The sequence below is a fragment of the Methanopyrus sp. SNP6 genome (genome assembly GCF_002201895.1).
Lineage (GTDB): Archaea > JAADCQ01 > Methanopyri > Methanopyrales > Methanopyraceae > Methanopyrus.
This window is the reverse complement of sequence record NZ_CP019436.1, coordinates 229,768-252,655: the sequence shown is the minus strand read 5'-3', so window position 1 is coordinate 252,655 and position 22,888 is coordinate 229,768. Positions and strand designations below refer to the sequence as shown.

General features: G+C 57.7%; 31 protein-coding genes and 2 tRNA genes. 25 read left to right on the top strand and 8 right to left on the bottom strand.

Going from position 1 to position 22,888, the window contains the following annotated elements; translation table 11 throughout:
• The first annotated feature begins 60 nt into the window (after window positions 1–60).
• A tRNA-Phe gene (locus BW921_RS01450) sits at window positions 61–166 on the top strand.
• A 114-nt stretch (window positions 167–280) separates the two neighbouring features.
• Complete coding sequence (locus BW921_RS01445; RefSeq protein ID WP_148688263.1) at window positions 281–553, top strand: hypothetical protein; 273 nt, start codon at window positions 281–283, stop codon at window positions 551–553.
• Between the two features lie 661 nt (window positions 554–1,214).
• On the opposite strand, the gene BW921_RS01440 is transcribed toward BW921_RS01445, so the two are convergent.
• On the bottom strand, window positions 1,215–2,069 hold the full coding sequence (locus tag BW921_RS01440) for a class I SAM-dependent methyltransferase (protein ID WP_148688262.1): 855 nt from the start codon (window positions 2,067–2,069) through the stop codon (window positions 1,215–1,217).
• Between the two features lie 22 nt (window positions 2,070–2,091).
• On the opposite strand from BW921_RS01440, the gene BW921_RS01435 reads away from it, so the two are divergent.
• On the top strand, window positions 2,092–2,745 hold the full coding sequence (locus tag BW921_RS01435) for an MBL fold metallo-hydrolase (RefSeq protein WP_236953847.1): 654 nt from the start codon (window positions 2,092–2,094) through the stop codon (window positions 2,743–2,745).
• 36 nt (window positions 2,746–2,781) lie between these two features.
• Window positions 2,782–2,857: transfer RNA gene (locus tag BW921_RS01430), tRNA-Gly, on the top strand.
• 52 nt (window positions 2,858–2,909) lie between these two features.
• Here the strand turns inward: BW921_RS01430 and BW921_RS01425 are convergent.
• The 3 genes from BW921_RS01425 to argB all read right to left on the bottom strand — a co-directional run bounded on the left by BW921_RS01425 (window position 2,910) and on the right by argB (window position 4,590).
• Window positions 2,910–3,518, bottom strand: coding sequence for an AIM24 family protein (locus BW921_RS01425; RefSeq protein WP_148688260.1), 609 nt, complete (start codon window positions 3,516–3,518; stop codon window positions 2,910–2,912).
• A 95-nt stretch (window positions 3,519–3,613) separates the two neighbouring features.
• On the bottom strand, window positions 3,614–3,802 hold the full coding sequence (locus tag BW921_RS01420) for a hypothetical protein (RefSeq protein WP_148688259.1): 189 nt from the start codon (window positions 3,800–3,802) through the stop codon (window positions 3,614–3,616).
• Between the two features lie 47 nt (window positions 3,803–3,849).
• Window positions 3,850–4,590 (bottom strand): acetylglutamate kinase, encoded by a 741-nt coding sequence (argB, locus tag BW921_RS01415; RefSeq protein WP_148688258.1) that lies wholly within the window; start codon window positions 4,588–4,590, stop codon window positions 3,850–3,852.
• Window positions 4,591–4,616: 26 nt separating this feature from the next.
• Here argB and BW921_RS01410 point away from each other — a divergent pair, with 26 nt between their 5' ends.
• Window positions 4,617–5,957: a transcription antitermination factor NusB gene (locus BW921_RS01410; RefSeq protein ID WP_148688257.1), complete on the top strand. Its 1,341-nt coding sequence runs from the start codon at window positions 4,617–4,619 to the stop codon at window positions 5,955–5,957.
• A 5-nt stretch (window positions 5,958–5,962) separates the two neighbouring features.
• On the opposite strand, the gene BW921_RS01405 is transcribed toward BW921_RS01410, so the two are convergent.
• On the bottom strand, window positions 5,963–7,396 hold the full coding sequence (locus tag BW921_RS01405; RefSeq protein ID WP_148688256.1) for a hypothetical protein: 1,434 nt from the start codon (window positions 7,394–7,396) through the stop codon (window positions 5,963–5,965).
• Between the two features lie 102 nt (window positions 7,397–7,498).
• Between BW921_RS01405 and ilvE the strand changes: the two genes are divergently transcribed.
• Genes ilvE through BW921_RS01390 form a run of 3 tightly spaced genes read left to right on the top strand, consistent with a single transcriptional unit; the run spans window position 7,499 to window position 10,440 of the window.
• Window positions 7,499–8,386 carry a branched-chain-amino-acid transaminase gene (ilvE, locus tag BW921_RS01400; RefSeq protein ID WP_148688255.1) on the top strand — a complete coding sequence of 296 codons (888 nt, stop codon included), beginning with the start codon at window positions 7,499–7,501 and terminating at the stop codon, window positions 8,384–8,386.
• A 12-nt stretch (window positions 8,387–8,398) separates the two neighbouring features.
• Entirely contained in the window at window positions 8,399–9,958 is a 1,560-nt protein-coding gene (locus tag BW921_RS01395) for a flippase (protein WP_148688254.1), read from the top strand.
• Window positions 9,955–10,440, top strand: coding sequence for a 4Fe-4S binding protein (locus BW921_RS01390; RefSeq protein ID WP_168168628.1), 486 nt, complete (start codon window positions 9,955–9,957; stop codon window positions 10,438–10,440). The genes BW921_RS01395 and BW921_RS01390 overlap by 4 nt, the downstream gene beginning before the upstream one ends.
• Here BW921_RS01390 and frhD read toward each other — a convergent pair.
• Window positions 10,416–10,925: a coenzyme F420-reducing hydrogenase, FrhD protein gene (frhD, locus tag BW921_RS01385; RefSeq protein WP_168168627.1), complete on the bottom strand. Its 510-nt coding sequence runs from the start codon at window positions 10,923–10,925 to the stop codon at window positions 10,416–10,418. The two genes, BW921_RS01390 and frhD, sit on opposite strands and share 25 nt — an antisense overlap.
• Window positions 10,910–12,118: a hypothetical protein gene (locus BW921_RS01380; protein WP_168168626.1), complete on the bottom strand. Its 1,209-nt coding sequence runs from the start codon at window positions 12,116–12,118 to the stop codon at window positions 10,910–10,912. The genes frhD and BW921_RS01380 overlap by 16 nt, the downstream gene beginning before the upstream one ends.
• 34 nt (window positions 12,119–12,152) lie before the next feature.
• Here BW921_RS01380 and BW921_RS01375 point away from each other — a divergent pair, with 34 nt between their 5' ends.
• The 17 genes from BW921_RS01375 (at window position 12,153) to BW921_RS01295 (ending at window position 21,991) form a co-directional block, all read left to right on the top strand.
• Window positions 12,153–12,479 (top strand): ribonuclease P protein component 4, encoded by a 327-nt coding sequence (locus BW921_RS01375; protein WP_236953759.1) that lies wholly within the window; start codon window positions 12,153–12,155, stop codon window positions 12,477–12,479.
• Window positions 12,480–12,485: 6 nt separating this feature from the next.
• On the top strand, window positions 12,486–12,803 hold the full coding sequence (gene yhbY / locus BW921_RS01370; protein ID WP_088334824.1) for a ribosome assembly RNA-binding protein YhbY: 318 nt from the start codon (window positions 12,486–12,488) through the stop codon (window positions 12,801–12,803).
• A 45-nt stretch (window positions 12,804–12,848) separates the two neighbouring features.
• Window positions 12,849–13,298 carry a 30S ribosomal protein S19e gene (locus BW921_RS01365; RefSeq protein WP_210400481.1) on the top strand — a complete coding sequence of 150 codons (450 nt, stop codon included), beginning with the start codon at window positions 12,849–12,851 and terminating at the stop codon, window positions 13,296–13,298.
• Window positions 13,299–13,327: 29 nt separating this feature from the next.
• Window positions 13,328–13,681, top strand: coding sequence for a DNA-binding protein (locus BW921_RS01360; protein WP_088334821.1), 354 nt, complete (start codon window positions 13,328–13,330; stop codon window positions 13,679–13,681).
• Window positions 13,682–13,693: 12 nt separating this feature from the next.
• Window positions 13,694–13,849 (top strand): 50S ribosomal protein L39e, encoded by a 156-nt coding sequence (locus BW921_RS01355; RefSeq protein ID WP_011019986.1) that lies wholly within the window; start codon window positions 13,694–13,696, stop codon window positions 13,847–13,849.
• A gap of 15 nt (window positions 13,850–13,864) precedes the next feature.
• Window positions 13,865–14,125 (top strand): 50S ribosomal protein L31e, encoded by a 261-nt coding sequence (locus BW921_RS01350; RefSeq protein ID WP_088334819.1) that lies wholly within the window; start codon window positions 13,865–13,867, stop codon window positions 14,123–14,125.
• Between the two features lie 2 nt (window positions 14,126–14,127).
• Window positions 14,128–14,793 (top strand): translation initiation factor IF-6, encoded by a 666-nt coding sequence (locus BW921_RS01345; protein ID WP_148688248.1) that lies wholly within the window; start codon window positions 14,128–14,130, stop codon window positions 14,791–14,793.
• Between the two features lie 19 nt (window positions 14,794–14,812).
• Entirely contained in the window at window positions 14,813–15,055 is a 243-nt protein-coding gene (gene rpl18a, locus BW921_RS01340) for a 50S ribosomal protein L18Ae (RefSeq protein WP_088334815.1), read from the top strand.
• A complete protein-coding gene (pfdA, locus tag BW921_RS01335; protein ID WP_088334813.1) occupies window positions 15,055–15,528 on the top strand; it encodes a prefoldin subunit alpha in 474 nt (157 codons plus the stop codon). The genes rpl18a and pfdA overlap by 1 nt, the downstream gene beginning before the upstream one ends.
• A 41-nt stretch (window positions 15,529–15,569) precedes the next feature.
• Window positions 15,570–16,607, top strand: coding sequence for a signal recognition particle-docking protein FtsY (gene ftsY, locus BW921_RS01330; protein ID WP_236953758.1), 1,038 nt, complete (start codon window positions 15,570–15,572; stop codon window positions 16,605–16,607).
• Window positions 16,604–17,947: a signal recognition particle protein Srp54 gene (locus tag BW921_RS01325; RefSeq protein ID WP_148688247.1), complete on the top strand. Its 1,344-nt coding sequence runs from the start codon at window positions 16,604–16,606 to the stop codon at window positions 17,945–17,947. Before ftsY ends, BW921_RS01325 begins: the two co-directional genes overlap by 4 nt.
• Before the next feature lie 4 nt (window positions 17,948–17,951).
• Window positions 17,952–18,395, top strand: a complete 444-nt coding sequence (locus BW921_RS01320; protein ID WP_148688246.1) for a hypothetical protein — start codon at window positions 17,952–17,954, stop codon at window positions 18,393–18,395.
• 204 nt (window positions 18,396–18,599) lie between these two features.
• Window positions 18,600–19,442: a shikimate kinase gene (locus BW921_RS01315; RefSeq protein ID WP_148688245.1), complete on the top strand. Its 843-nt coding sequence runs from the start codon at window positions 18,600–18,602 to the stop codon at window positions 19,440–19,442.
• Window positions 19,420–19,692: a chorismate mutase gene (locus tag BW921_RS01310; RefSeq protein WP_210400479.1), complete on the top strand. Its 273-nt coding sequence runs from the start codon at window positions 19,420–19,422 to the stop codon at window positions 19,690–19,692. The genes BW921_RS01315 and BW921_RS01310 overlap by 23 nt, the downstream gene beginning before the upstream one ends.
• Window positions 19,685–19,897: a 30S ribosomal protein S17e gene (locus BW921_RS01305; RefSeq protein WP_088334804.1), complete on the top strand. Its 213-nt coding sequence runs from the start codon at window positions 19,685–19,687 to the stop codon at window positions 19,895–19,897. Before BW921_RS01310 ends, BW921_RS01305 begins: the two co-directional genes overlap by 8 nt.
• Window positions 19,898–19,915: 18 nt before the next feature.
• Entirely contained in the window at window positions 19,916–20,818 is a 903-nt protein-coding gene (gene dapA / locus BW921_RS01300) for a 4-hydroxy-tetrahydrodipicolinate synthase (RefSeq protein WP_210400478.1), read from the top strand.
• A gap of 3 nt (window positions 20,819–20,821) precedes the next feature.
• A complete protein-coding gene (locus BW921_RS01295; protein WP_148688244.1) occupies window positions 20,822–21,991 on the top strand; it encodes an acetylornithine transaminase in 1,170 nt (389 codons plus the stop codon).
• On the opposite strand, the gene BW921_RS01290 is transcribed toward BW921_RS01295, so the two are convergent.
• Window positions 21,974–22,687, bottom strand: coding sequence for a 5-formyltetrahydrofolate cyclo-ligase (locus BW921_RS01290; protein WP_148688243.1), 714 nt, complete (start codon window positions 22,685–22,687; stop codon window positions 21,974–21,976). The genes BW921_RS01295 and BW921_RS01290 overlap by 18 nt on opposite strands.
• Window positions 22,688–22,888: the final 201 nt, after the last annotated feature.

Here is a 22,888-nt window from a genome sequence, read left to right as displayed (position 1 = left end):
AGACATCAGGCTGGCGACAAAGTTAAATAGAAAGTGTGTATCGCCGGCCATGACGTCGGAGCCGCGGCAGCTCAGCCTGGGAGAGCGCCGGACTGAAGAGGGCCCGCGGGTATCCCGCGGGCCCATGGCCATCCGGTGGGCCCGGGTTCAAATCCCGGCCGCGGCACCCCATGATCGTTATGAATATCAGAACGTATCGTTTCCAAGTTACAAAAAGAAGACGTCGGCAAACCGTGACTGTTTTTCCCTCAAATTCCGAACTGGATGTCCGAGGGTCCCCATGCGGTACGTGAGCTGTTATCCGGACTGTACAGCGTGTGCTGAGGAATTCGAGGTTCGCGCCGGCTCTCAGGAGGAATTCTTCACCATCGTTCCCTTCGACTACTCGGTCCGGAAACGGGAGCGCGTGTTGTGGACCGGGGCTTACCTGCGCTATCGTCGGTTCGTCGAGAATCGGTGCCTGCCAGGTGGCCTGGTGCCCAGCAGGATGGCGTATATCGAAACGTCGGTAGAGGGCGTCGGTGCGGTGGGTCCACGTCGGGATCGGAGCTAGTTGGTGCATTCCAGCATGCGGTTAGCCTCGACTCGTTCCCGTTCCGTCCGGGTATGTGGGTCCCCAGTTAGGGAGGCTCGAACTATCCTCTCTCCCTCGCCCTCACAATTCAGACGGTTGGGAGAGGCACTCTCATCAGGTCTCTTAACGTGAGGTCCTCGGACTGGTGACTCCCTCGATGGGTCCGACTGGGGGGTCTTTCGTCGTTAGAACCCCCGGGAACCGATGCACTATTCGGGCTACCTGAACGAGGCCATCCGGGTCTGTGCAAGTCCCTCGACACGAAGTTCCCGATGACGGTTCGATCTGGGACTGTTTACGGCACTGACGACGATCCGGGGCGCTCTGTCTGATATTAGCATCTGTAACAGTTCGCGAATACTTGTGTGGATGTCATTTACGATTGAAACCGGTCCTATACTAGTTAAATCATTGTCGTCTTCAGACCCTCTAATGTAACTACTTTACAATCACTTCAAAACCGAAATGACTACACTACTATTGTTGAATGTTTGTACGTAAACAGTACAACTTTAACATGAGCGATTGTGGCCAATAGTACGTAAACGTTCGTACCTCCCGACGCACTACGGGTAGGGGAAGGAGGTGGCGACATTGGACCTACGTAAGGCGACATCGTAGGGGGGTGGCCGTCTCTGGGTCAGTCTCGTAGGCGGTGGCAGACGCTGAGCTCGTGATCGTACTTGGACACCGGCTTGACGTCCTCGAACAGCTCGATCAGAAAGCCTCGGATCTCCCGCACGGCTCGCGTCCAGGAGGAGAAGCCGTGGCAGACGACGGCGGTGTCGACTCGTGGACGTTCCTCGGAGAGCTTTTCTAGGAACTCGAAGGTGGACGCGTACGGTGGGTCTGCGGTGAGGAGGTCGATCGGTTCGAACTCCCGCAAGTCGACGTCGCGGAAGTCGGCCTCGATTACCTCGACCCCTTCCGACTCTAGACGTTCGCGGACCTTGGGATGCACCTTCAGATCGATCGCGTAGACCTCTTTGAAGTCCGCCTCGACCGCGGCGAGCGCCCCCGCACCGGTCCCGGTGAAGACGTCGACGGCGCGCTCCCCTTTGAGGCTTTCGACGACCTCGACGAGGGCCGGGTTTGGCCCGACGATCTCGCGGGCGCCGAGGACGACGTACTCGATGCCCAACCGATCACAGACCCTGTGGATGGGGGAATCCTCCTCGATCACCCCTTCTTTCAGGGCTCGTTCCAGCGGCAGGTACCGGAACTCCTCGGTCTCGTCCTTGAGGCCCGCCCCGACGATGGAGACATGGACCACGACGTCGTGCCCGTGGGCGGCCAGGTATCCCTCGGTGTACCCTTCGAGGTATTGGCGGTTACGGCCGCCTTTTCCCTCAACGTTCTTACGCTGATTGGTCAGGATATGCACGTGGAGAGCGTCGTCGGATACCACGGTGACGTGCGTCCAGGCGTCCGGGTCGAACACGGTCCTCCGGAGAGCCTCCCGTACGGCTTTCAGCGCGAGTTCCTCTGGTCGCATGGGGGAGTCCCCTTTGTTGGAGGTGTACTCAGACGGCGAAGTGAGGGTGTTCCGGGTCGGCGGTAAGGGGATTACACCCTCGCCGGACTGCAACTGTTACCTGTTGGCCGTGGGTGGCGAGGGGATCCTCATCGATCTAGGAGCTTCCGGAGAGATCATCGAGAAGTTACCCGGGGACGTGGACGTCAGGTACGCCTTGCTCACGCACTGCCACTTCGATCACGCAGCCTCGGGTCCTGACGCCCTGGAAGCCGGGCTCGAGATAGGAGTGCACCGAGCGGAGGCCGAGGTGCTGCGAGAGGGAGACGCCGAACTGTCGGCGGCGTACCTTTTCGGACGTTCGATGCCAGCGTACGAGCCATCCTTCACGTTCCGAGACAGGGAGACGTTCGACGTGGGTGGTGAAGAGGTGGAGGTCCTGTACACCCCAGGACACTCCCCCGGGAGCTGCTGTTTCCTGCTCGGTGACTTGGCGTTCACCGGGGATACCGTGTTCGGGTTCGGTCCTGGTAGGTGGGACCTCCCGGGCGGGGATAGGGAGAAGCTGTGCGAGTCCTTGGAGCGGCTGTTGAGCACGGGCGTTCGGTCGATATTCCCCGGGCACGGATACGAGGTGATCGGAGAGGCAGTCCCGGCAATAGAGGCGGCGTTGCGTGAGGCCGAAAAAGATATTTAGTAAGTAGACTGAGGAGCCGGGATGACAACGGGGCGAGCGGCCGCAGTCTAGTCTGGTAGGACGCGGGCCTGCCGAGCCCGTGGCCCGGGTTCAAATCCCGGCGGCCGCACCAAACCTCGAATCGTTACAAGAGCCGTAACATTACTGAGGATCGTGGGAAGCCGCTAAATCCAAGGGCTGACTTTTCTCGATGTGACGGCCTTCTCGGTGGTGTCTGGTTTCTTGGTGATGGACAATATCACGTGACCCTGGCCGGAGAGCTTGAGGAAGCCACTGACAGTCTCCATGTGGATATTTCCCCACCAACACAGGATGCTCCCCGTCTGTACGTGTGCGGTGTCTCCTTCCAGCTTCAGCGACGCGACTACGGGGCTCGAACACGCGAGAACCACGATATCAGGTCCTACGCACTCGACCACCGTAATCTCGTCGTTCTGTAGTTCCACGGTCTCGAAGTCAAGGCAGGCGAGGAGACGGTCCGTATTCACGACGATCCGTTCGCCCTCATCGATCGCAAGCACTCGCAGATACGGATCACCGACTATCATGACCTCGCTCTCACGAGCGGCGATCGATATGAAATTGCCTGGTTCGTCGAGCGGCTCCAGGGACGGTCTACCACGGAAGGCTACGATATTGCTCTTACGAGAGATGACTCTGGCTCCGTTGATCTTAATCTTACAGAATGAAGTCAACTGCGGGGGAAGATCTTGCGGGTGTAGGACTTCGACGGATACACCGCCATGCTTCCCTACCGACACGAGTCGGACCAATTTTACGACGACACCCCCTTCAGCTGGGTGGTCCCCATCATGCCCGGGAGGGGGTCAGCCGGGATGACAATCATCACCTGCGGGCAGGACACACTTCACCCTTCCGGGACGTCCAGTACGCCTACGCTTCGGCCTCGGCTCTCAGAAGGACCCACGCGTAAGAGACGTATGAAGGATATCCCCACGATCATCCCTACCGAGGAAGTACCGGACATGGGGGAGTACCTACCTTCCATGTCTAGTAGACGCTCTACGGCGCGGTCCCTAGGTTCGCACCCGTCCAATACACTCGGGAGTTTGTATTTTTCGATTTTCTCGCCAAGGTGCTCGGCTACCTCATGATAGTTCCCCTCCCCTCGAGCAACCCTTCAAGGTTCGTGATCACGGCCTCCCGGCATCCCGCCTCCACAGCCATCTTGGCGGCTTCAAGCTTCGGCACCATACCTCCGGTGACGATTCCCTTTTCTTCAAGCTCCTCGACGTCCTCCGGGCGCACCAGTCCGATAATGGTCTCGGGGTCGTCTAGATCTTCCAGGACTCCTGGCACGTTCGTCAGTAGTACGAGCCGATCCGCGCGCATTACCCCGGCGATGGCCCCAGCGGCTGTATCGGCGTTCACGTTGTACAAGGTCCCGTCTTCGCCCACCCCAATAGGGGCAACCACCGGGACATACCCGGCATCCAGCAGTGATTCGAGTAACTCGGCATTGACGCGCTTAACGTCCCCCACGTACCCAAGATCCACCTCCTTCCCGTCAATAACCTCCGACCTCTTTTCTGCTATCAGGAGACCGCCGTCGACTCCGGACAAGCCTAACGCGTTGATGCCTTCCGAGCGCAGCTCGGCCACCAAGCGTTTGTTCACTAAACCGGCCAAGACCATCGTCACCACGTGCAACGTCTCTCGGTCGGTGACTCTGAGTCCGCGGACGAACTTCGGTTCGAGTCCCATGCGCTCCATCACGTCCGAGACCTCCGGACCGCCACCGTGCACCACGATGGTGTCATCGATGACCTGGGCTAGGTCTTCAACACGGTCCAGTATCTCTCCACCCACTTTGATGACTTCCACCGTATCACCCGCCGGGGTGGCGGTGCATGGAGAACCAACTTCTTGCGGTTAAAGCCTTGGTCCTCGTGGAAACCCGTGGAATGCCGATACCAGAGGCCGTGGAGCGTACTTGCCGGGACCGTTCGACCGACGTCCGACGATCCGTGCAGGCATTCGTGTACGAAACGATCAAGCGGCGGAACCTATTGGACGAACTCATAGCAACGGGTTCGGACGTACATCCAGAGGACGTGAGGTCGCCTTACGTGCGCCAGATACTCAGGGTCGGCACCATGGAGATGAAAATCTGGAGGAACCCTTCACCAGCGGTGACCGACTGCATGGTCAGGATCGCGAAGAAGCTAGTGGGGAGCAGGGCGGGAGCTTTCGTCAACGCCGTACTCCGCGGCGTGGAACGCGTCTCCGTGAAGAACGTGCTGGAGGATCGCCCATGGACGGAACGCCTCGCGCTGGAGTACGGGCATCCCGAGTGGTTCGTGCTCTACATGCTGGAAATCTTCGGAGGTGATCGGGATAGAGTCGAGTTACTTCTGCGCGCGAACAACCGGGTACCGCCGCAGTACCTCCGAGTAAATCGGTTGAAGTTGGACCCGCTGACCGCGGATGACGTATTGGAGAGAGAGTATGGTATCGTGACAGAGCCCACCTTCTTAGAGGAGGTGCGTGCGCTGGTCAGGGGCAGAGGGTACGGATCGAAGGCTTGGCGGGAGGGACTGTTCGACGTGCAGGATCTCGCGTCGGCGTCCGCGTCCGCCGCCCTGGGGGCCGAGCCGGGCGAGACCGTGCTCGACATCTGCGCAGCACCGGGTAGTAAAACCACACACACGGCGGAGCGCATGTTCGACGAAGGTGAGGTGTGGGCCGTGGACAAATCGGAACTGGGACTCCGGGTCTTGGAACGCCGGTGCCGTCGGCTCGAGATAACCTGTGTCCGAACGATCTGTCGGGACGCCCGTGGGCTGACGGTGGACGACTTGCCCAGCGTCCCGGATCGTATATTGGTGGACCCACCGTGCTCGACCACAGGGGTCTGGAACAGGAACCCGGACAGCCGGTGGAAGCCTAAGCCGTTGGAACGGTTCGCGGAAAGGCAATGGGAGATACTGGAACCCGCGCTCCGTATCGCGGAAGAATACGGTTGCACGTTGGTGTACTCGACGTGCTCGGTATCGTGGGAGGAGAACGAGGCGATCGTGAAACGCGCCCTGGAGGAGTTCGACGTGAAACTAGTTGACGTCGACGTACCAGGGTCACCCGGGATCGAGGAGTTTCGTGGGGAGCGGTTCCGTGAGTACAGGAAGGTGCGACGGTACTGGCCGTTCAGGCACGACACTGCCGGATTTTTCGTCGCGAAAATGAAGGGGTAAGGAAATCAATCGTAGACGAAGAGCGTCGGTGTCCCCTCCAGAGAAGAACTATCGAAGAGCAATCCTATATCTACCATTCCGAATACCCAATCCGGCATGTCGTCCGGATCCGCGGAGTCGATGAACTTCACCGTGATCGTACCGCCATCCTCTTCACATTTAGCAACCAAGAGTCTACCACCGTAGACGTAGAAGTATGAGTTAGGATCCGGGTCCAGCCCCCAAACGACGAACGCTCCGTCGTAGAGACTGTCCGTGAATCTCAGCACGTACTTCTTCGCGTTGTCCTTCCAGTCCACTTTCTTTTCCACAATGTCCAAGTGCTCGGGCCGGATCCTCTTAAGCTTCAGTCCGACGAAAGGATAGACAACTTTGGCTGCAATGTCTGGGTCCTGGAAGAACAAAGTTGTGAACCCGTGGTATTCCTCGACGTATCGGTACACTCGACCGTTGAACACGAACCCATCGTGGTCTTCCCTAAGGTTGATTGTGAGCCAACGCTTACCGTTCTCCCGGTAGATTAAAATCTTTCTAGGTCTGTCGTCGTCCCATTCAATTTTAAAAACAGCTCTGCCATCGATTCCTTCGTCACTGAAAAACTTCTGCTTAGACTCCATCCACCGAAAGTTAAACTCTGAAATCAGTTGTTCATAATTGGTTTTGCACACGTCGCACTCTTCTGTTTTCGGGTTAAGTGTGTGCACTTCGCGCATGGCTCGAAGACGTCGAAGACCCGATACGGTGAGGTTCCAGCTGGCCCCGAGCGCCATCTTCTCGTTCGCATACACTTTACAATGGATTCCTAACTCGTCCTTACGTCTACCTTCTGCTTCTCTAATTTCGAACCCTAAAGCCGCCCATTCTTTCAATACTTTCTCGTCATTTTCTCCCGACGCTACTAGAAGGCAAAGCTCAATGTTTGAATTCTTCAATCCCTTCAGTGATATGACACCTTCGTTTACTAAATCTTCAGGACTTGACACCCAAGGGCTGGCTAGGTACACGAACTCGTCAGCGCTTTCTATTAGCCGGTTGAGAACTTTCTCAAAGAAGTACTCATCAGGGACGTCCTCGTTCTTGCCGGATAGAACTTCCGACATCGTTTTGGCTATCGACTTGAAATACGTAGAGGGTGACTTAAGCTCTGATGAGAGGGTCCCTAGGACTGTTTTCTGAACATCCTCGGATGGTATTCCGATCGATTCTATCGTATTAGAGATACGCTCGGATATTTCCCTTAGTACCCATCCCTCGGAGTCAAACAGGTCACTCAGACCAATATCGCGTTTTCGAGCTTCCCTTAGTACATCCGAAACAATGTTCTCAACCATCTGCCTGACATACCGTTTGGTGATGGGGTCCTTCGCGTATTTTTCAACAATCGTGGATATAATGTTGCTGATGGTGGTTTCCAAAATCACGTACTGGATCTGGACCACCTTTCGGCACCCCACATATCGATGTGCATCGTTTCACGACGAGGAAGGTGAGGGAGAGTGTTTTAACATCATTCCGACGAGCAGCGGTCGGGGGGTTTCGGGTTGTCCAAGCGTGGGCAACTCATCTACCTGAACGGCGAACTAGTCCCCAGAGAGGAGGCTAAGATCTCCGTCTACGATCACGGGTTCCTGTACGGCGACGGTGTTTTTGAGGGCATTCGGGCCTATGACGGTCGGATATTCAAGTTGGATGAGCACGTCGACAGACTCTACGACTCCGCGAAGGCTATCATGCTCGAGATACCGATGACCAAGATGGAGATGAAGGAAGCCATCATCGAAACCGTACGGGCCAACAAGCTGCGGGACGCTTACATTCGCGTGGTGGTTTCACGCGGTGAAGGTGATCTCGGGTTGGACCCGGAGAAATGTCCAGAACCTAATGTTGTGATAATCGCGGAACCTATGGAGCCGCTGTACGGGGACCTGTACGAGAAGGGGATCGAGGTGATCACGGCTTCCGTGCGTCGTATTCCACCGGACGCGCTAGATCCGAAGATCAAATCGTGCAACTACTTGAACAACATCCTGGCGAAGATCCAAGCTAACCTGGCGGGCGCCGACGAGGCCATCATGTTGGATCACGAAGGATACGTCTGCGAAGGTACCGGTGACAACGTGTTCGTAGTGGAAGGTGGGACCGTGTACACTCCACCGGAGGATACCATTCTCCGTGGGATTACAAGGGCGACCGTGATGGAGATCTGCGAGAGGCTCGATATACCAGTGAAGGAGAAGAGGATAACATTGGGGGAACTGTACGCGGCGGACGAGGTGTTCCTAACGGGCACGGCAGCGGAAGTGGCGCCCGTTAGAAAGGTCGACGGGCGGAAGATCGGCGAGGAATGCCCAGGACCCATCACGAGGCGTATTATGGAGACGTTCCGGGAGCTCACGAAGAAGGAAGGTACGCCGGTGTACGAAGAGTGACGGGGTCTCTCATTGCCCCTACTCAAGCTCGTTAAAGGCAGTCTCACGGTCCTCGTCGGTTCGTTGTTCCTTAGATTGGGAGGATACGTGTACCGACTCCTTGTGGGCCGCCTGCTGGGGCCCGATGGGTACGGAATAGTGTCGTCTACCATGGTAATACAGACGATCGTGATGTTCTTGGCAACCTTCGGGGTGCCGCCCGCCGTCGCGAGGTACGTAGCCAAGTACCACGCACTCGGTGAGGGGACGAAGGTCCGCCAGTTCATCGTGGTCCCGACGTTAGTTCTGGTCGCCCTGTCCACCCTCGCCGCGTTGATACTTGCGTTGGCCGCTCCTTACTTGACCTCGTGGTACTTCCACAATCCACGCCTCTACACGCCGCTCCTGATCACGGCTATTGGACTGCCCTTCGCAGCTTTCGCCTCGTGTGTTCGTGGTGTTTTCCAAGGATTCCAAGACATGCGGCGGTACGTCCTCACGCAGTTCGTCGAGCAGGGGACCCGGGTGGGTGGAGCACCCGCGCTCATCCTGGCTGGGTACGGACCGACCGGTGCCGTCTTCGCCTCGGCGACGCTGGCGTACGCCACATCGGGACTCTATGGGGCGGCCAAGCTTAGGAGCGAGTACCTCCCGAAGATACCCAGAGAGGATGAACCGCTCCCTCCGAACCGTGTTGCCAAGAGCGCCCTGACTTTCGGTCTTCCGGTCGCACTAACCGGTATCGCGGACATGATCCAGTCGAACGTCGACCTCCTGGTGATAGGGTATTTTTTAGGGACAATTTGGGTCGGATACTACGACGCGGCCGGTCCCATCGCCCGCCTCCCGACCACGTTGTGCGCGGCGGTGGCGACCGCGCTGCTTCCGGCGGCTTCCGAGGCCGAAGCCCTAAAGGATGAGCGGACACTACGACAGTACGCCCATATAGCGATCAAGACGATGTGGACGTTGTTGATCCCGGTGGCGGTCCTGACGGGTGTGTTGGCGGAGCCCCTTATCACACTCTTCTTCGGTCCCGCCTTTCGGCCCGGTGCTCAGGCGCTTTACGTGCTGCCAACCGCCATGGCCTTCATAGTGGTCTTTCGCAGCTGTGCGAGCCTGCTCCAGGGGATAGGGCGCGAGCGCCTGCCGCTGGTCGTCCTCTCGTTTTCGCTGGTCGCGAACGTAGTCCTGAACGCTATCATGGTACCGAAGTGGGGTATCTTCGGGGCTTCCGTCGCCACGGCTATCTCCGATTGGCTCGCAATGATCCTGATAGTCCGCGCTGTAATGGTACATGCCAAGACACACCTCAAGCTGAGATGGGTGCTAGTTCCCGTGATTGCAGGCGTCGCAGCGTGGTTCACGACCGAGTGGTCCATGCTCTTAACCCACGGGTCTCTGCTGAAGCTGTTACTCGGATCCGCTGTGGGAGCACTTACGTACTCGATACTGCTTGTGGTGTTAGGCGGTGTGAGCGACTTAGAATGGGAGTTGCTGGAAAAGGGAGCACGTCGAGTTGGATCACCTGGGATTGTACGGGTCGTACGGCTCGCACGATCGCTAGAACTCCTAGGACGCATTAAACCGTGATTCAGGGGTGGTCGGCCTTACGGCGCGGTAAACTCAACTTAGAGGCCGTGATCCGCGCCCTGGCCGCCGAGCGGATGGCGTCCGAGCTGCCTCTCGTCGAAGTGGCGGCACGGCTCGGCGTTGACCCATCCACAGCCTCACATTACCTCAGCGGTGATTACCCGTCGGAAGAGGCGCGTGACAAGATACGTCGGATAATCGAAGAGATCCCGCCCTTCGGACTCTGGCCCCAGCTCCGTGAAGCGTTGGGCGTGGACGTCGCTGCTGAGGCGTTGAAGTGGGTGATGGGTCCTCGGACCGAGGCGGAACCAGATGTCGACGATGAGAAGTGCCTAGCGTGCAGCCGATGCTCCGAAATCTGTCCATCGCCGGATGGTGAGTGCCTGGGGTGCGGAGAGTGCGTTCGGGCGTGTCCTTCGGGAGCTAGGTCACTCAGCGTCAGGTACCGCGGTCTGGTCTATCGGGTCTCTCCACTCAAATAACGCTCAGCGAGCTCGATCGCGCGATCGGCGGCTTTCGGTACCGCCTTACGGACTGGATCGGAGAGACCAGGTTGGACCTCAGGGATCGGTAGCTCTTTCACCTGGCATCCCAATATCCGGAAGTCGAGACCGACTTTCTCGTTGAGGTCCAGCAGTGCGGATTCTATGCTCCATCCGTGAGCGTCCACTGGTATTACGCGATGGTCGGGGTCGAGATCTTCTGGACCGAACTCCAGGAGTGTTCCCGGCTCCGCTCCTACGTCCACTGCGTCGATCACTATCATATACTCGACCTTCGAATCCTCGTCGATCAGCGAGAACACGTTCTGCGGAGCCCCCGCTCCTGCGTCCAAGATCTCCACGTCCGGGTGCTCCCACTCACGGCGCTCCATTTCCTCGATCACCGCGGGCCCGAACCCGTCATCTCCGAACAACTTGTTCCCGCACCCGACGATGAGGACACGCCTTTCTAAGAACCCCAGCAAGCTCCCGTCAGCCCCGTTAATGTGTCCAGTAGAAGTAGCTCTAACACCGTCCTCAGACAGGGATCGAGGGCTTCAATGAGGTTCTTCACGGCGGACTTCGTGATTTCCTCGAGCGTTGTTCGGCTCGATTCTGGTTCCAACCCCAAAGCCGACAGGGCCGGTCGCACTGCCTCGAAGATCAAATCGGCCACGGTGACGGCTAGGCTGTACAGAACGCTCTTCCAGGCCGTGTATGAAGGTTCAAGCACCCAGTTTCGGAGCATCCGGAAGCAGGGAGAGTTGTACACGACCACCCGACGCTCTAGGACGTCCGCGCTCGGGTTGTCAGGGTACAGGAGTGCGAACGTGGTGATGAGTGAAGTTTCGACGTACCGCACGATGGCGGCACACCATTCGATCAGTGTCGGGAAGACCTTATCGTAGTATACCTCCTCGATTCTACTGATCATCAGATGTATCATCGAAGAGAAGTACTCTCTGACCCGACCGTAGACGTCACTCCCTAGCCTCGATTTTACCAACTTTTCCAGCCGGTCTCGCACGAGGTACTCGTTAATCGCATCGCGGACCTCGGAGGAGAGACGCTCGAGCATGGCCCGGGCAACGTTCCGTGGTTCGGGAAGTAACGATTCGAACGCCCGGAGGGCAACCATCTCGGTCGGTACGTAAACCGCGGTCACGGCCGTCGGCTCGCCGAATTTATGCAAGTGGACGGCTTCGACGCGCCGTTGTATCATTTCGTCGACGTTCCGACCGAGCTCGAGAACGGCTGGCTGGAGGACAACTTGCTTCCGTACCGGTAGACACAGGAGCAGTTCCGTAAGGTGGTCGTCCAATCGGAGCGGTGGTAGCCTTAGGGAGAGCCGATCTTCCTTCCACGGTCGCACCTCGACGGTACCATCTTGAGGGCTGTAAACTACGAGGCACCGGGAGTCTCCACGGCACGATTCCCCGACGAAAACATCGGTCAGGTACCCCACCGCAGCATCCTTCGACGGGATTCCTAGACGCTCGAGTATGGAGAATGCGGCCTCCTTCCCCTCGTCCGTTAGTTCCACGTAAGCAGGAACCAGCGGATTCCCCTCGAATGTCACCGGGACGGTATCCGGATGGACTTCCAGGTAGCGGCTTGTCGGATTGGCCTGCGCGGGTATCATCGGTAGCAGGAGCCAGATCAGGAGCCAAGTATGCAATGTCGAGTCCCCTTAGTCCGGGGGGGTGTTACTGTTGCGCAGGATAGCCTTGGAGCGCACTGAGCGGCTGTTGAGGCTGGCTCGGACGGTGTACTACGAGGACCCGGATAGGGCGCGGAGGTACGTGGAGCTCGCCAGGAGGATAGCTATGAAAGCTCGGGTTAAGCTCCCGAAGCACCTCAAGCGTAGCTTCTGTAAGCGCTGTAATACCCCACTCATCCCCGGGGTCACGGCCCGGGTACGCTTGAGACAGAACCGCATGCCCCACGTGTCGGTCACCTGCCTTGAGTGTGGCTATATATATCGGTATCCGTATTTACGGGAGGTAAAGGAGCGGAGACGTAGGCGTATGGAGGGGTGAGGGATCGTGACGCAGGTTAAACGCCTGAGTGGTAAGGAGCGTAGGGCGCTCCGAGCACGCGCGATCCTGCTGGATCCCGTAGTGAAAATAGGGAAGAAAGGGCTGACTTCCGGGGTTATCCAGGAAGTCGATCGACAGCTGGAGGAGCGCGGACTCATCAAGGTCAGGTTCGAGCGAAACATCCTACGTCGGTACGACCGGAAGGAGCTGGCCGAGGAACTCGCTAGGAAGGTCAACGCGGAGCTAATCGACGTACGCGGACGTACAGCGGTACTCTTCCGACCGAGGGAAGGATGGCGAAGGTTCCACGGGCTCTCCCGTTAAACCCATTAACGCGCCCTTTGCGGCCGGCAGATGGGGGTTAGGTCCGTGTACGATGCATACGTGGTGCCCGGATCGGAGCTCGTGGAGCGTCTGGCGGAGAAGCTCAAGGACTTCGAGGAGATAAAACCGCCAGAGTGGGCGAAGTACGTTAAGACAGGCCGCCATAAGGAGCGTCCGCCGGAGGATCAGGACTGGTGGTACATGCGGGCGGCGTCGATCCTGCGTCGAGTGTACATGGACGGTCCGGTGGGAATCTCCCGACTGCGCACGTACTACGGAGGTCGTCAGGACCGGGGAGCTCGGCCCGAGCGGTTCCGGAAGGGAAGTGGCGCGATCATCCGCAAGATCCTTCAGCAGTTGGAGGAGGCCGGACTGATAGAGAAGACCGAAGAAGGCCGAGTGGTTACACCTGAAGGCAGATCCCTCGTCGACTCAACCGCCCATGAGATAGCTAGGGAGAAGGGGTACACGGATAAATTCACGTCTCCCATCTAACCACCGATCGGGGGTAGGAGGTCGCCACTATGACCGACCCCGAGCTCGAGCGCATCCGGCGTAAGAAGATCATGGAACTCCAACGCAAGCTGGAGGAGTCGCAGGAGAAGAAGGTCGAGGAAGAAAGGGAGAAGAAAACACTGGAGGAAGCCCAGCGCCGGGCGATGCTCCGTAGGATCTTAACTCCAGAAGCTCGGGAACGTCTGGCTAGAGTCCGGCTCGCCAGGCCACAGCTGGCTCAGGCGGTTGAAAATTACCTACTACAGATGGCTCAAACGGGTCAGCTGAGGGAGAAGATCGACGAGGATCAACTTAAGAGAATCCTAAAACAAGTCTCGGACGCTACACGAAAGGAGTATCGGATAAGGTTCAAACGGAAGTGAGGGGGTAGTCGATTGGCCCGTGTGAAACCATTGGGTAAGAAGCTTCGTATGGCCAAAGCGATCAAGCAGAACCGTCGTGTCCCACCGTGGGTTGTGGCTAAAACAGGCGGTCGCGTCATCGACAATCCGAAGCGGAGGCACTGGAGACGTAGCAAGCTGAAGCCGTAATGGGGGTATTGGAACGTGGCTGAAGTCGTCGACGAGCGTGTTTACACCGTGCCGCTTCGCGATGCGAAGAAGGCACCGCTTAAGAAGCGCGCACCGAGGGCCGTCAAGGCGCTCAGACAGTTCATCGAACGACACATGAAGGCGGAGGAGGTCAAGATCGGCAACGACGTGAACGAGAAGATCTGGGAGCGGGGTATCAAGAAACCACCATCTAAAATCAGAGTCCGCGCCGTGAAGTACGCGGACGGCACCGTCAAAGTCATGCTGGCGGAGTAAGCATGACCGTAGTCAAAGCTTCGGTCCACGGGGACCCCAACGTCGGGGCGTGGATAGCTGCCTCAGAGGAATACGCCGTCATCGCTCCCAAAGTCCCGGATGACATCGTCGAAAGAATGAAAGAGGCACTGGACGTTGAAGTCGTTCGGACCACCGTGGCTGGCAGCAACCTCGTAGGCGCTCTACTGGCCGTGAACTCCAACGGCGCCCTGTTCCCTAGACACGCTCGAGAGTACGAGATACGGGCCGTCCGTGAGCTGGGTGTGGAAGTCGACGTGCTCCCCTCCAAAATGAACGCTGTCGGCAATCTCGTTCTCACTAACGATTATGGAGCGCTGGTTCATCCGGATCTCGACGATCACGCATTGGAGGTGATCGAATCAGTCCTCGGCGGGAAGGTGGTGCGTGGTGAGCTCGGTGGTGTGAAGACTGTAGGGTCGGCAGGTGTAGCGAACTCTAAGGGGGCTGTGGTACACCCGGGGGCGACGGAGGAGGAAATGGAGCGTGTCTCGGAGGTGCTAGGGGTGGACGTGGAAGTCGGCACGGTGAACCGCGGATCTCCCTACGTCGGTGTGGGTGTCGTGGTGAACTCTAAAGGTGCTGTCGTCGGTGAGGATACGACGGGTCCCGAACTCGCCCGTCTGGAGGATGCATTATACCTCATTTGAATCGTGGGGGGTATTCCCGATGTCCGAGGTGAAGGTGTTCGAGGTCCGCGGTACGTTCCGCATGGGTGACGAGCCTCGACAACCGTTCACGCGTCAGGTTCCGGCCACGTCCGAAGAGGAAGCGCTGGAGAAGGTGTACTCAGATCTCGGTAGCGAGCACGGCGTCAGCCGCACGGAGATTCAGATCGAAGAGATCCGAGAGATAGACATATCTAAAGTAGAGGACCCGATACTAAGGCGGCTCCTGGGTGTGGAAGAGTAATGACGGAGAAGAAGAACGAACAGGAGATCCAACAGGAACTACAGCGACTGATAGTCGAGATCAACAGACTTCAAGGGCAAATGGAGGCGATCAACGCGCAGATAGACCTCATAGAGTCCTCGATCAGCGAGCTGAACCGTGTCGAAGAGACCTTGAAGGGCGTCAAGGAGCTGGAGGGCGACGAGGAAGTCCTCGTACCGGTGGGCGCTCAATCGTTCGTTAGAGCGTGTGTCACCGACACAGAGCGCGTGATCGTGGGTATCGGAGCTGGCGTTGCCGTGGAGAGGACGATCGATGAGGCACTCGAGAGCATCGACGGCCAGCGGCAGGAGCTAGAGAAAGCCCGTGCAGAAGCACAGCAGAAGCTCCAGGAGCTGGCTCAGGAGCTGCAGGAGAAGCAGAGGAAGGCACAAGAACTTGCGCAGCAACTCGAAGGTGCCCAGCGGACCGTCCAACAGTCTAGTGGAGAATGATCCTTCCCGAAACCCGACGTTTTTCGGGGGTGCCCCAGGGCTTGTTCGGTAAGATGAAGAGTGTTTTGAGCAGGGTAAAGGAGAAGGTGTCGAAGCGCGTGGAGGAGCGTGCAGGGGAGGCTAAGGAAGCAAAAGTTAAGGAAGTCGAAACGATGTCGGAGGACCTCAAGAAGCCCACGCTGAAGGAACGCATGAAAAGGGTAGTCAAGCGTGAGGTTACGATCACGGAGGCCGACATCGAGGATATCCTTGACGAGCTTGAGCTGGAACTCATAAGAAACGACGTCGCGGTCGAAGTCGCCGAGAGCATCCGAGAGGAGCTCAAGAAGGAGCTGGTCGGCCGTCGGGTTAAGGGCAAATCGGAAATTCCTAAGACCGTAGAGGAAGGATTACGCGAAGCGCTCCTATCGGTACTCGAGCCGGAGAGAGAGGTTGATCTTATAGAGACCGTTGAAAAGGCTCGGCGAGATGGTCGACCGGCCATCATCATGTTCGTCGGCGTGAACGGGAGCGGTAAGACTACCACCATCGCCAAGGTCGCGAAACTGCTCAAGGACCGCGGTTACTCGGTCGTAATCGCCGCGGCCGACACGTTCCGGGCGGCCGCTATTGAACAATTGGAGGAGCACGCGGAAAGGCTCGGTGTCACTCTGATCAAGGGTGAGCGTGGAGACGATCCGACGGCGGTAGCCTTCAACGCCGTGCAGCACGCGGAAGCGAAGGGGAAGGACGTCGTCCTCGTCGACACCGCCGGGCGGGCGTACACCGACGTTAACTTAATGGAAGAATTGAAAAAGATGAAGCGCGTTCTGGAGCCGGATCTCGTCGTGTTCGTAGGTGACGCGCTGGCCGGAAACGATGCTATCGAGCAGGCCAAGACATTCCATGAATACGTTGGAATCGATTGTGCGATACTGACTAAAGTTGACGCGGACGCTAAGGGTGGTGCCGTACTTTCCATATCAAAAGTTACGGGAGCCCCCATACTGTACCTGGGTGTCGGCCAGGATTACGACGACTTAAAGGCGTTCTCATCGGAATGGTTCGTCGAGCGCGTAATTGGGGGTGAAGAATCGTGATAGGATTCGCCGATAAGCTCGCTGAGATCGCCAAGAAGATCAAAGGTGCCTCGATAATCGATGAGGACTTCGTCAAGGAGGTGGTACGCGACGTTCAACGCGCGCTTCTGGAGGCGGATGTCGACGTAAGGTTAGTATTAGAACTAAGTAAACGTATCGAGAAGCGAGCCCTTGAGGAGGAACCACCCACGGGAGTACCGAAACGTGACTACCTACTGAGGATAGTGTACGAGGAGCTCGTGGAGCTTCTCGGAGGTGAGAAGACGGAGGGTCTCGACATCGACCTCTCCCGCGACGTGAACATCATCATGCTTGTCGGACTGTACGGTATGGGTAAGACTACTACTGCCGCGAAACTGGCCAGATATCTCCAGCGGAAGGGATACCGTGTCGGACTCGTCGGTGCGGATCCGTACCGCCCCGCGGCAGGTGAACAACTGCGTCAACTTGCCGAAGAGGTAGACGTCCCGGCCCACGTGGAGAACGTGGACGACGCCGTCGAGATGGCCGTCAAAGGTGTGGAAGCTCTCAAGGACGAATGTGACGTCGTGATCGTGGACACGGCGGGTAGAGACCGCCTGAGCGAGGACCTCATCGACGAGCTTCGGGAGATGGCGGAACGTATCGAACCGCACGAAGTACTCTTGGTGCTGGACGCCACGATAGGACAGAAGGCGGGAGATCACGCGGAGGCGTTCCACGATGCGGTTCAGCTCACTGGCGTGGTCATCACCAAATTGGATACCTCGGCGAAAGGTGGTGGAGCCCTCTCCGCGGTGGCGCGGACCGGAGCTCCGATCAAGTTCGTCGGCACCGGAGAGCGCGTGGATGACCTGGAAGAATTCAACCCGAAGAGCTTCGTCGCGAGGCTCCTGGGCATCGGGGACATCGACGAGCTCCTGCGTCGGACCGAAGAGATGCTGGAAGAAGAGGAAAAGGCAGAGGACGTCCTGGAAGGAAAGTTCACGCTCAAGGATCTCTACGAGCAGCTAGAGACACTGAATAAGATGGGGCCTGTCGACAAGCTCCTGCAGTACGTACCCGGCATGGGAGGCGGAAGGAACGTTAGGAAGGTCTCACAGATCACCGAGGAGCGCTTGAAGAAGTACAAGGTTATCATGGATTCGATGACGGAGAAGGAGCTGGAAAACCCCGAAATTCTCAACAAGTCACGGATCCGACGCATCGCCATCGGTTCGGGCACGTCAGAGCGCGACGTAATCGAGCTCCTGAACCACTATCGCATGATGAAGGACGTAATCGAAGACATTCAGAGCGGAAGGATTCCACGCATCGGCGGAGAGCTCGGAAGAGTAATTCGAAACGTGCTGAGGGGGTAGGTAGTTGTCGAGAGAACGAGTGCATAAAGCGTTTATCGTAGGGCTTCAAGAAGCCTTATTCGAGACTCACGGTGAAATGGCGTTGGCACTAAATAGAGTTGCAGGTAGAGCAATGATGGAATACATAAAAGATGAAGAACTACTAGAGATAACTGGGGATACGGCTAATTCATTAGCACATGACGTGAAGAAAACCATTGAATCACTTGGTGATGTCGGTGATGTTCTAGTGAAAGAAGGAGAGGATACTATTGAGCTAATAATCGCCGAGTGTCCGTTCTCGGATGTGAAGCGGGAACTCTTGAACCGTGACAAGGTCCCGGTGGTGTGTCCATTCACCTCCCTAGTGCTAAAGGCGGCCGAGGAGACTTTCGGAGTTAAGATGAGGATCGTGAGTATCGACGTCGATGATGAAGAGTGTCGGTTTGTGATGGAGAATATGGAGTGACTGTGCCCCGCCCGACGGGACCGTGGCGTCATCGCCGGGAACCGAGCCCGCCTCCGCCCGGTCGGGCCACGGGGCTCATCGCCCGTGTACCCCGGCCGTTGAACGGCGGTTCATCGATGGGTGACCTCCCACCTCACCGCCGCCTGCCGAACCGGGGCGGGCCCGCACTCGGGCTCTGATCAGAGCTTTCCGGGGTGAGAACGTTTGGGAGAAGGAACGGCATACGCCGCCGGCACCATCGTCAACGCTATCTCCGCCAAAAAAGGTTGTGCTTACGCGATAGATCTAACGGTTTCAGTCAAAGCAGAACTTTCCGATTCCACTGAGATTCACACGGACGTGGAGGACACATCACTCGTTGAACAGTGCGTGAAGGTCGTCGGCGAACACGTCGGTCAGGAACTGAATTTCGAGATCGAAGTCGACTCCGAAATCCCAGTTGCGATGGGACTGGCCAGCAGCAGTGCTGTGTCCAACGCCGTGGTTGAAGCCCTGCTTAAAGAGCTAGGACGTGAGCCGGAACCCCTCGAGGTCGTCCGACTCGGCGCCGAGGCAAGCATCAGGGCAGATGTGACGGTAACGGGGGCCTACGACGATGCCTGTGCATCGTACTTAGGTGGCTTAGTGCTGACGCTGAACGATCAACGCCGAATTCTGGATATCCGCGAGCTTCCGTATCCCTACGCGGTAATCCTGCTCCCGGGTGGTAAGGTCGAAACCTCGGATGTGGATGTGAACCGTCTCGAGTTGCTAGCTCCTGCAGCCGAGACCGCTTTCCGGAGGGCGATGACGGGGGATTATCGGGGAGCAATGATGATCAACTCGGCAGTGTACTGCTCCGCTCTGGGCCACGAATTCGAACCCGTGGTCGAAGCTTTAGAAGCAGGCGCTGCGGCGGCAGGGCTCTCGGGGACCGGTCCAGCGTTCGTCGCCCTCTGCGAGACGAAATCGGACGTTAGGGAGGTATCCGAAGTTTGGTCTGATAGAGGTGAGGTACTGGAAACGAGGACCGTGGGGCCTGAACGTGCTCGAGGAGCTCAGACGTGAAATAGACCGCATCGACGAACGTTTACTGGACGCGGTCATAGACCGCCTGAAGGTAGCGCGGGAAATAGGGCGTGTAAAGGCTCAAGAGGGGTTACCACTGACGGACGAAGAGCGGGAAAAGGAGCTCCGGGAGAGGTGGAGGAAGAGGTTTAAAACTGAGGGGCTGGACCCGGCGCTCGCGGATATCGTGCTCGCTTCTATCCTAAAGGTTAGCAAAAAAGTCCAGCGGGGGGTGATCGAGGATGGGTAAGGTTCGACCGACGTTCGTGAAGCGTCCTGCCCGAGAGATCGTGGAGAAATACGAGGAGTACCTCACCACCGACTTCGAGCACAATAAGAAGGTAGTTGAGATCGTAGCGAGACCTAAGACCAAAAAGCTCAGAAACATGATCGCCGGCTACGTTACGCACCTCATGCGCCTCAAGGAGCGTCAGAGGGAAGAATGGACAGAGTGACCGGGAGGGGCGTACCCGTTGGGATTTCAGATTGAAGGAGTCATCCCAGCCCTGATAACTCCCTTTACGGACGACCTGAAGGGGATAAACGAAGAAGGACTCCGTGAGAACGTCTCACGATTGCTTGAGGCCGGCGTGCATGGCGTGGTACCCGCAGGGACCACAGGGGAATCGTCCACGCTGAGTCACGCGGAACATCGACGCGTCATCGAAATCGTCGTTGACGAGGTGAATGGGAAGGTGCCCGTGATCGCCGGAGCAGGTTCGAACTCGACGCGCGAGGCCCTCGAACTCTCCACGTACGCTGAAGACGTAGGGGCAGACGCGATCCTTTCCGTGGTTCCCTACTACAACAAGCCACCTCAAGAGGGTCTTTTCATCCACTTCTCCGAAATCGCGGAAGCCGTCGAGTGTCCTATCATCCTCTACAACATACCGTCACGGACTGGTTGCGCGTTGGAACCGGAAACGGCCGCCAAGCTAGCTGAAGAACACTCTCACATCGTCGGCATCAAGGAAGCCAGTGGCGACATGGACGTGGTTCAGCGTTTCATCGAAGAGACTCCCGACGATTTCGTTCTAATCTCCGGAGTCGACGAGTTGACTCTTCCGATCCTAGCCGTCGGAGGAGCCGGTGTGATATCTGTAACGGCCAACGTAGCCCCCGAATTGATGGTAGAGATGTACGAGGCGTGGAAGGGCGGCGACGTAAAGCGCGCCCGAGAGCTCCATTACGAGCTCTTGCCACTCCACAGGGCATTGTTCACCGAAACGAACCCAATACCCGTAAAGGCCGCAGCCGAGCTCGTAGGGATGGCTTCGAGTCCCCCAAGGCCTCCGCTCAAGGAAGCCCGTGAAGACACCAAGGAGTTACTCCGTAGGGAACTCGAGAAGCTAGGGTTGTTGTCCGAGGGGGAGTGACCACTGGACGCGCGTGAGCTAATCGATAGGTACCACATGAACACGTACTCCAGGTTCCCGGTCACCCTGATCCGTGGTGAAGGTGCCAGAGTCTGGGACGACGAGGGGAACGAGTACATAGACCTGGTGGCCGGGATAGCGGTCAACGTCCTCGGACACTGCCATCCGGCCGTGGTTGAGGCGGTTAAAGAGCAAGTGGAGCGGCTAATTCACTGTTCGAACCTCTACTACAACGAGCCGCAGGCGAAGGCTGCAAGGATTTTGGCTGAGGCGGCTCCCAAGGATTTGAACAAGGTCTTCTTCTGTAACTCCGGAACGGAGAGTGTGGAGTGTGCGATAAAGTTGGCACGCAAGTTCACCAGACGTACCAAGTTCATAGCGTTCGAAGGCGGTTTCCACGGCAGGACGATGGGGGCTCTATCGGCGACCTGGAAGCCTGAGTTCCGTGAGCCATTCGAGCCGCTAGTACCGGAGTTCGAGCACGTACCTTACGGCAACGTGAGTGCTGTGGAGAAAGCGATAGATGACGACACCGCCGCAGTCATCGTGGAACCCGTGCAGGGTGAGGCGGGGGTGAGGATACCGCCTGAGGGATTCCTCCGGGAATTACGAGAGCTATGCGACGAACACGGGGTGCTCCTGATAGTCGATGAGGTGCAGTCCGGTATGGGACGAACCGGCAAGTTCTTCGCGTTCGAACACGAGGGCGTTCTGCCGGACATCGTCTGTCTGGCCAAGGGGCTCGGAGGCGGTGTGCCAGTAGGCACGACGATAGCGCGGGAGGAGGTGGCCGAAGCGTTCGAGCCCGGCGATCATGGGTCCACCTTCGGTGGCAATCCGCTGGCCTGCGCGGCAGTATGTGCGGCGGTCCGCACAGTACTCGAGGAGAACCTTCCGGAGGCCGCAGAGCGGAAAGGGAAGCTAGCGATGAGGATACTGTCCGAAGCGGAGGACGTCGCGGAAGATGTTCGGGGTCGCGGTCTGATGATTGGGGTGGAAGTCGGCGACGACGAAAGAGCGGAAGACGTGGCTCGGGAGATGTTGGACCGTGGAGTTCTCGTGAACGTAACCTCAGGAGACGTGATCAGACTCGTACCTCCGCTCGTGATCGGAGAGGACGAACTCGAGAAGGCCTTGGTCGAACTAGTCGACGCGTTACGTGCCTCCGGATGAAACGTACTCCCGTAACCACCTTATTTCCATAATTTTCTCGCCGATGCGGTCTTCCAGGAGTCCCTCTGGCTTCTCGTAGCGTCGATCGCACTCCGTCGTCCCCGTCGGCGTGTGGATGACGTCCACCGGTACGTCGTGCTCTTCCATCGGTATCTCTCCCGGTGGAAGTACCTGGATATCGTGAACGGTCGTGTGTATGGGAGTGTTTTCATCCACGAGATCCAATTGTGCCAAAATCCCCCACTCCAAGTCGAAGTATCCGCCTCCTTTTCCAACCCTGGCGCCGTCCGAAGCCACCGCCACGGATCCAGCAACTACCAAGTCGACCGCGGGGAGTTCGTCCGGCATCGTTATCTTTCCTTCCTGGAAGGCCCCACTAATCGTTGAGGCACGTCGAGGATCCCTGGGGTTCTTCACGACGAGGAAGCCACGTTTGAGCCTCGGTGTCGGCATTATCAGGACCTTACCGTCGCGAAGAACTCGTTCACGTACAGGCCGTTGGGGTGAGTCCGGATTCACCTTCACTACTTCGGCCTCTTCGTATTCGGGCGTCGAAGTGAGCCGTCGAGCCGCCACCAAGGCGCCTCTGAAGTTCGGAATCCTACCCTCGACTGGGAACGGGGGCGCGGCCTCGCCTGACTCCTTGAGCTCTTCCCACACTGCTTTCCGGATCCTAGCCTTTCCAGTCGAGGTCATGTACCTACAACCCCATGAAAAGCCTCGCCTTTCAGGCTGTGGGTTATTGCCTTCGGGTTTCGAATCATCATCGGTGAATATTCGAAAGGTCTTTGACGTGGTGGGGTTAAGTCGAAAAGTAGCCGGTGAAAGACTGCGATACGGTTTACAGTTACATTATTGGATCGAATAGGTGAAGCTAAAGCACTGGCGCCGTTGTGA

What these genes read in the sequence shown, in the direction of transcription:
- rpl18a (WP_088334815.1), top strand. Translation starts at nt 14,813, where the DNA reads ATGTCCGAGGTGAAGGTGTTCGAGGTCCGCGGTACGTTCCGCATGGGT.
- BW921_RS01410 (WP_148688257.1), top strand. Translation starts at nt 4,617, where the DNA reads ATGGAGAACCAACTTCTTGCGGTTAAAGCCTTGGTCCTCGTGGAAACC.
- BW921_RS01305 (WP_088334804.1), top strand. Translation starts at nt 19,685, where the DNA reads ATGGGTAAGGTTCGACCGACGTTCGTGAAGCGTCCTGCCCGAGAGATC.
- BW921_RS01440 (WP_148688262.1), bottom strand. Translation starts at nt 2,069, where the DNA reads ATGCGACCAGAGGAACTCGCGCTGAAAGCCGTACGGGAGGCTCTCCGG.
- BW921_RS01290 (WP_148688243.1), bottom strand. Translation starts at nt 22,687, where the DNA reads ATGACCTCGACTGGAAAGGCTAGGATCCGGAAAGCAGTGTGGGAAGAG.
- BW921_RS01445 (WP_148688263.1), top strand. Translation starts at nt 281, where the DNA reads ATGCGGTACGTGAGCTGTTATCCGGACTGTACAGCGTGTGCTGAGGAA.
- BW921_RS01360 (WP_088334821.1), top strand. Translation starts at nt 13,328, where the DNA reads ATGACCGACCCCGAGCTCGAGCGCATCCGGCGTAAGAAGATCATGGAA.
- BW921_RS01345 (WP_148688248.1), top strand. Translation starts at nt 14,128, where the DNA reads ATGACCGTAGTCAAAGCTTCGGTCCACGGGGACCCCAACGTCGGGGCG.
- pfdA (WP_088334813.1), top strand. Translation starts at nt 15,055, where the DNA reads ATGACGGAGAAGAAGAACGAACAGGAGATCCAACAGGAACTACAGCGA.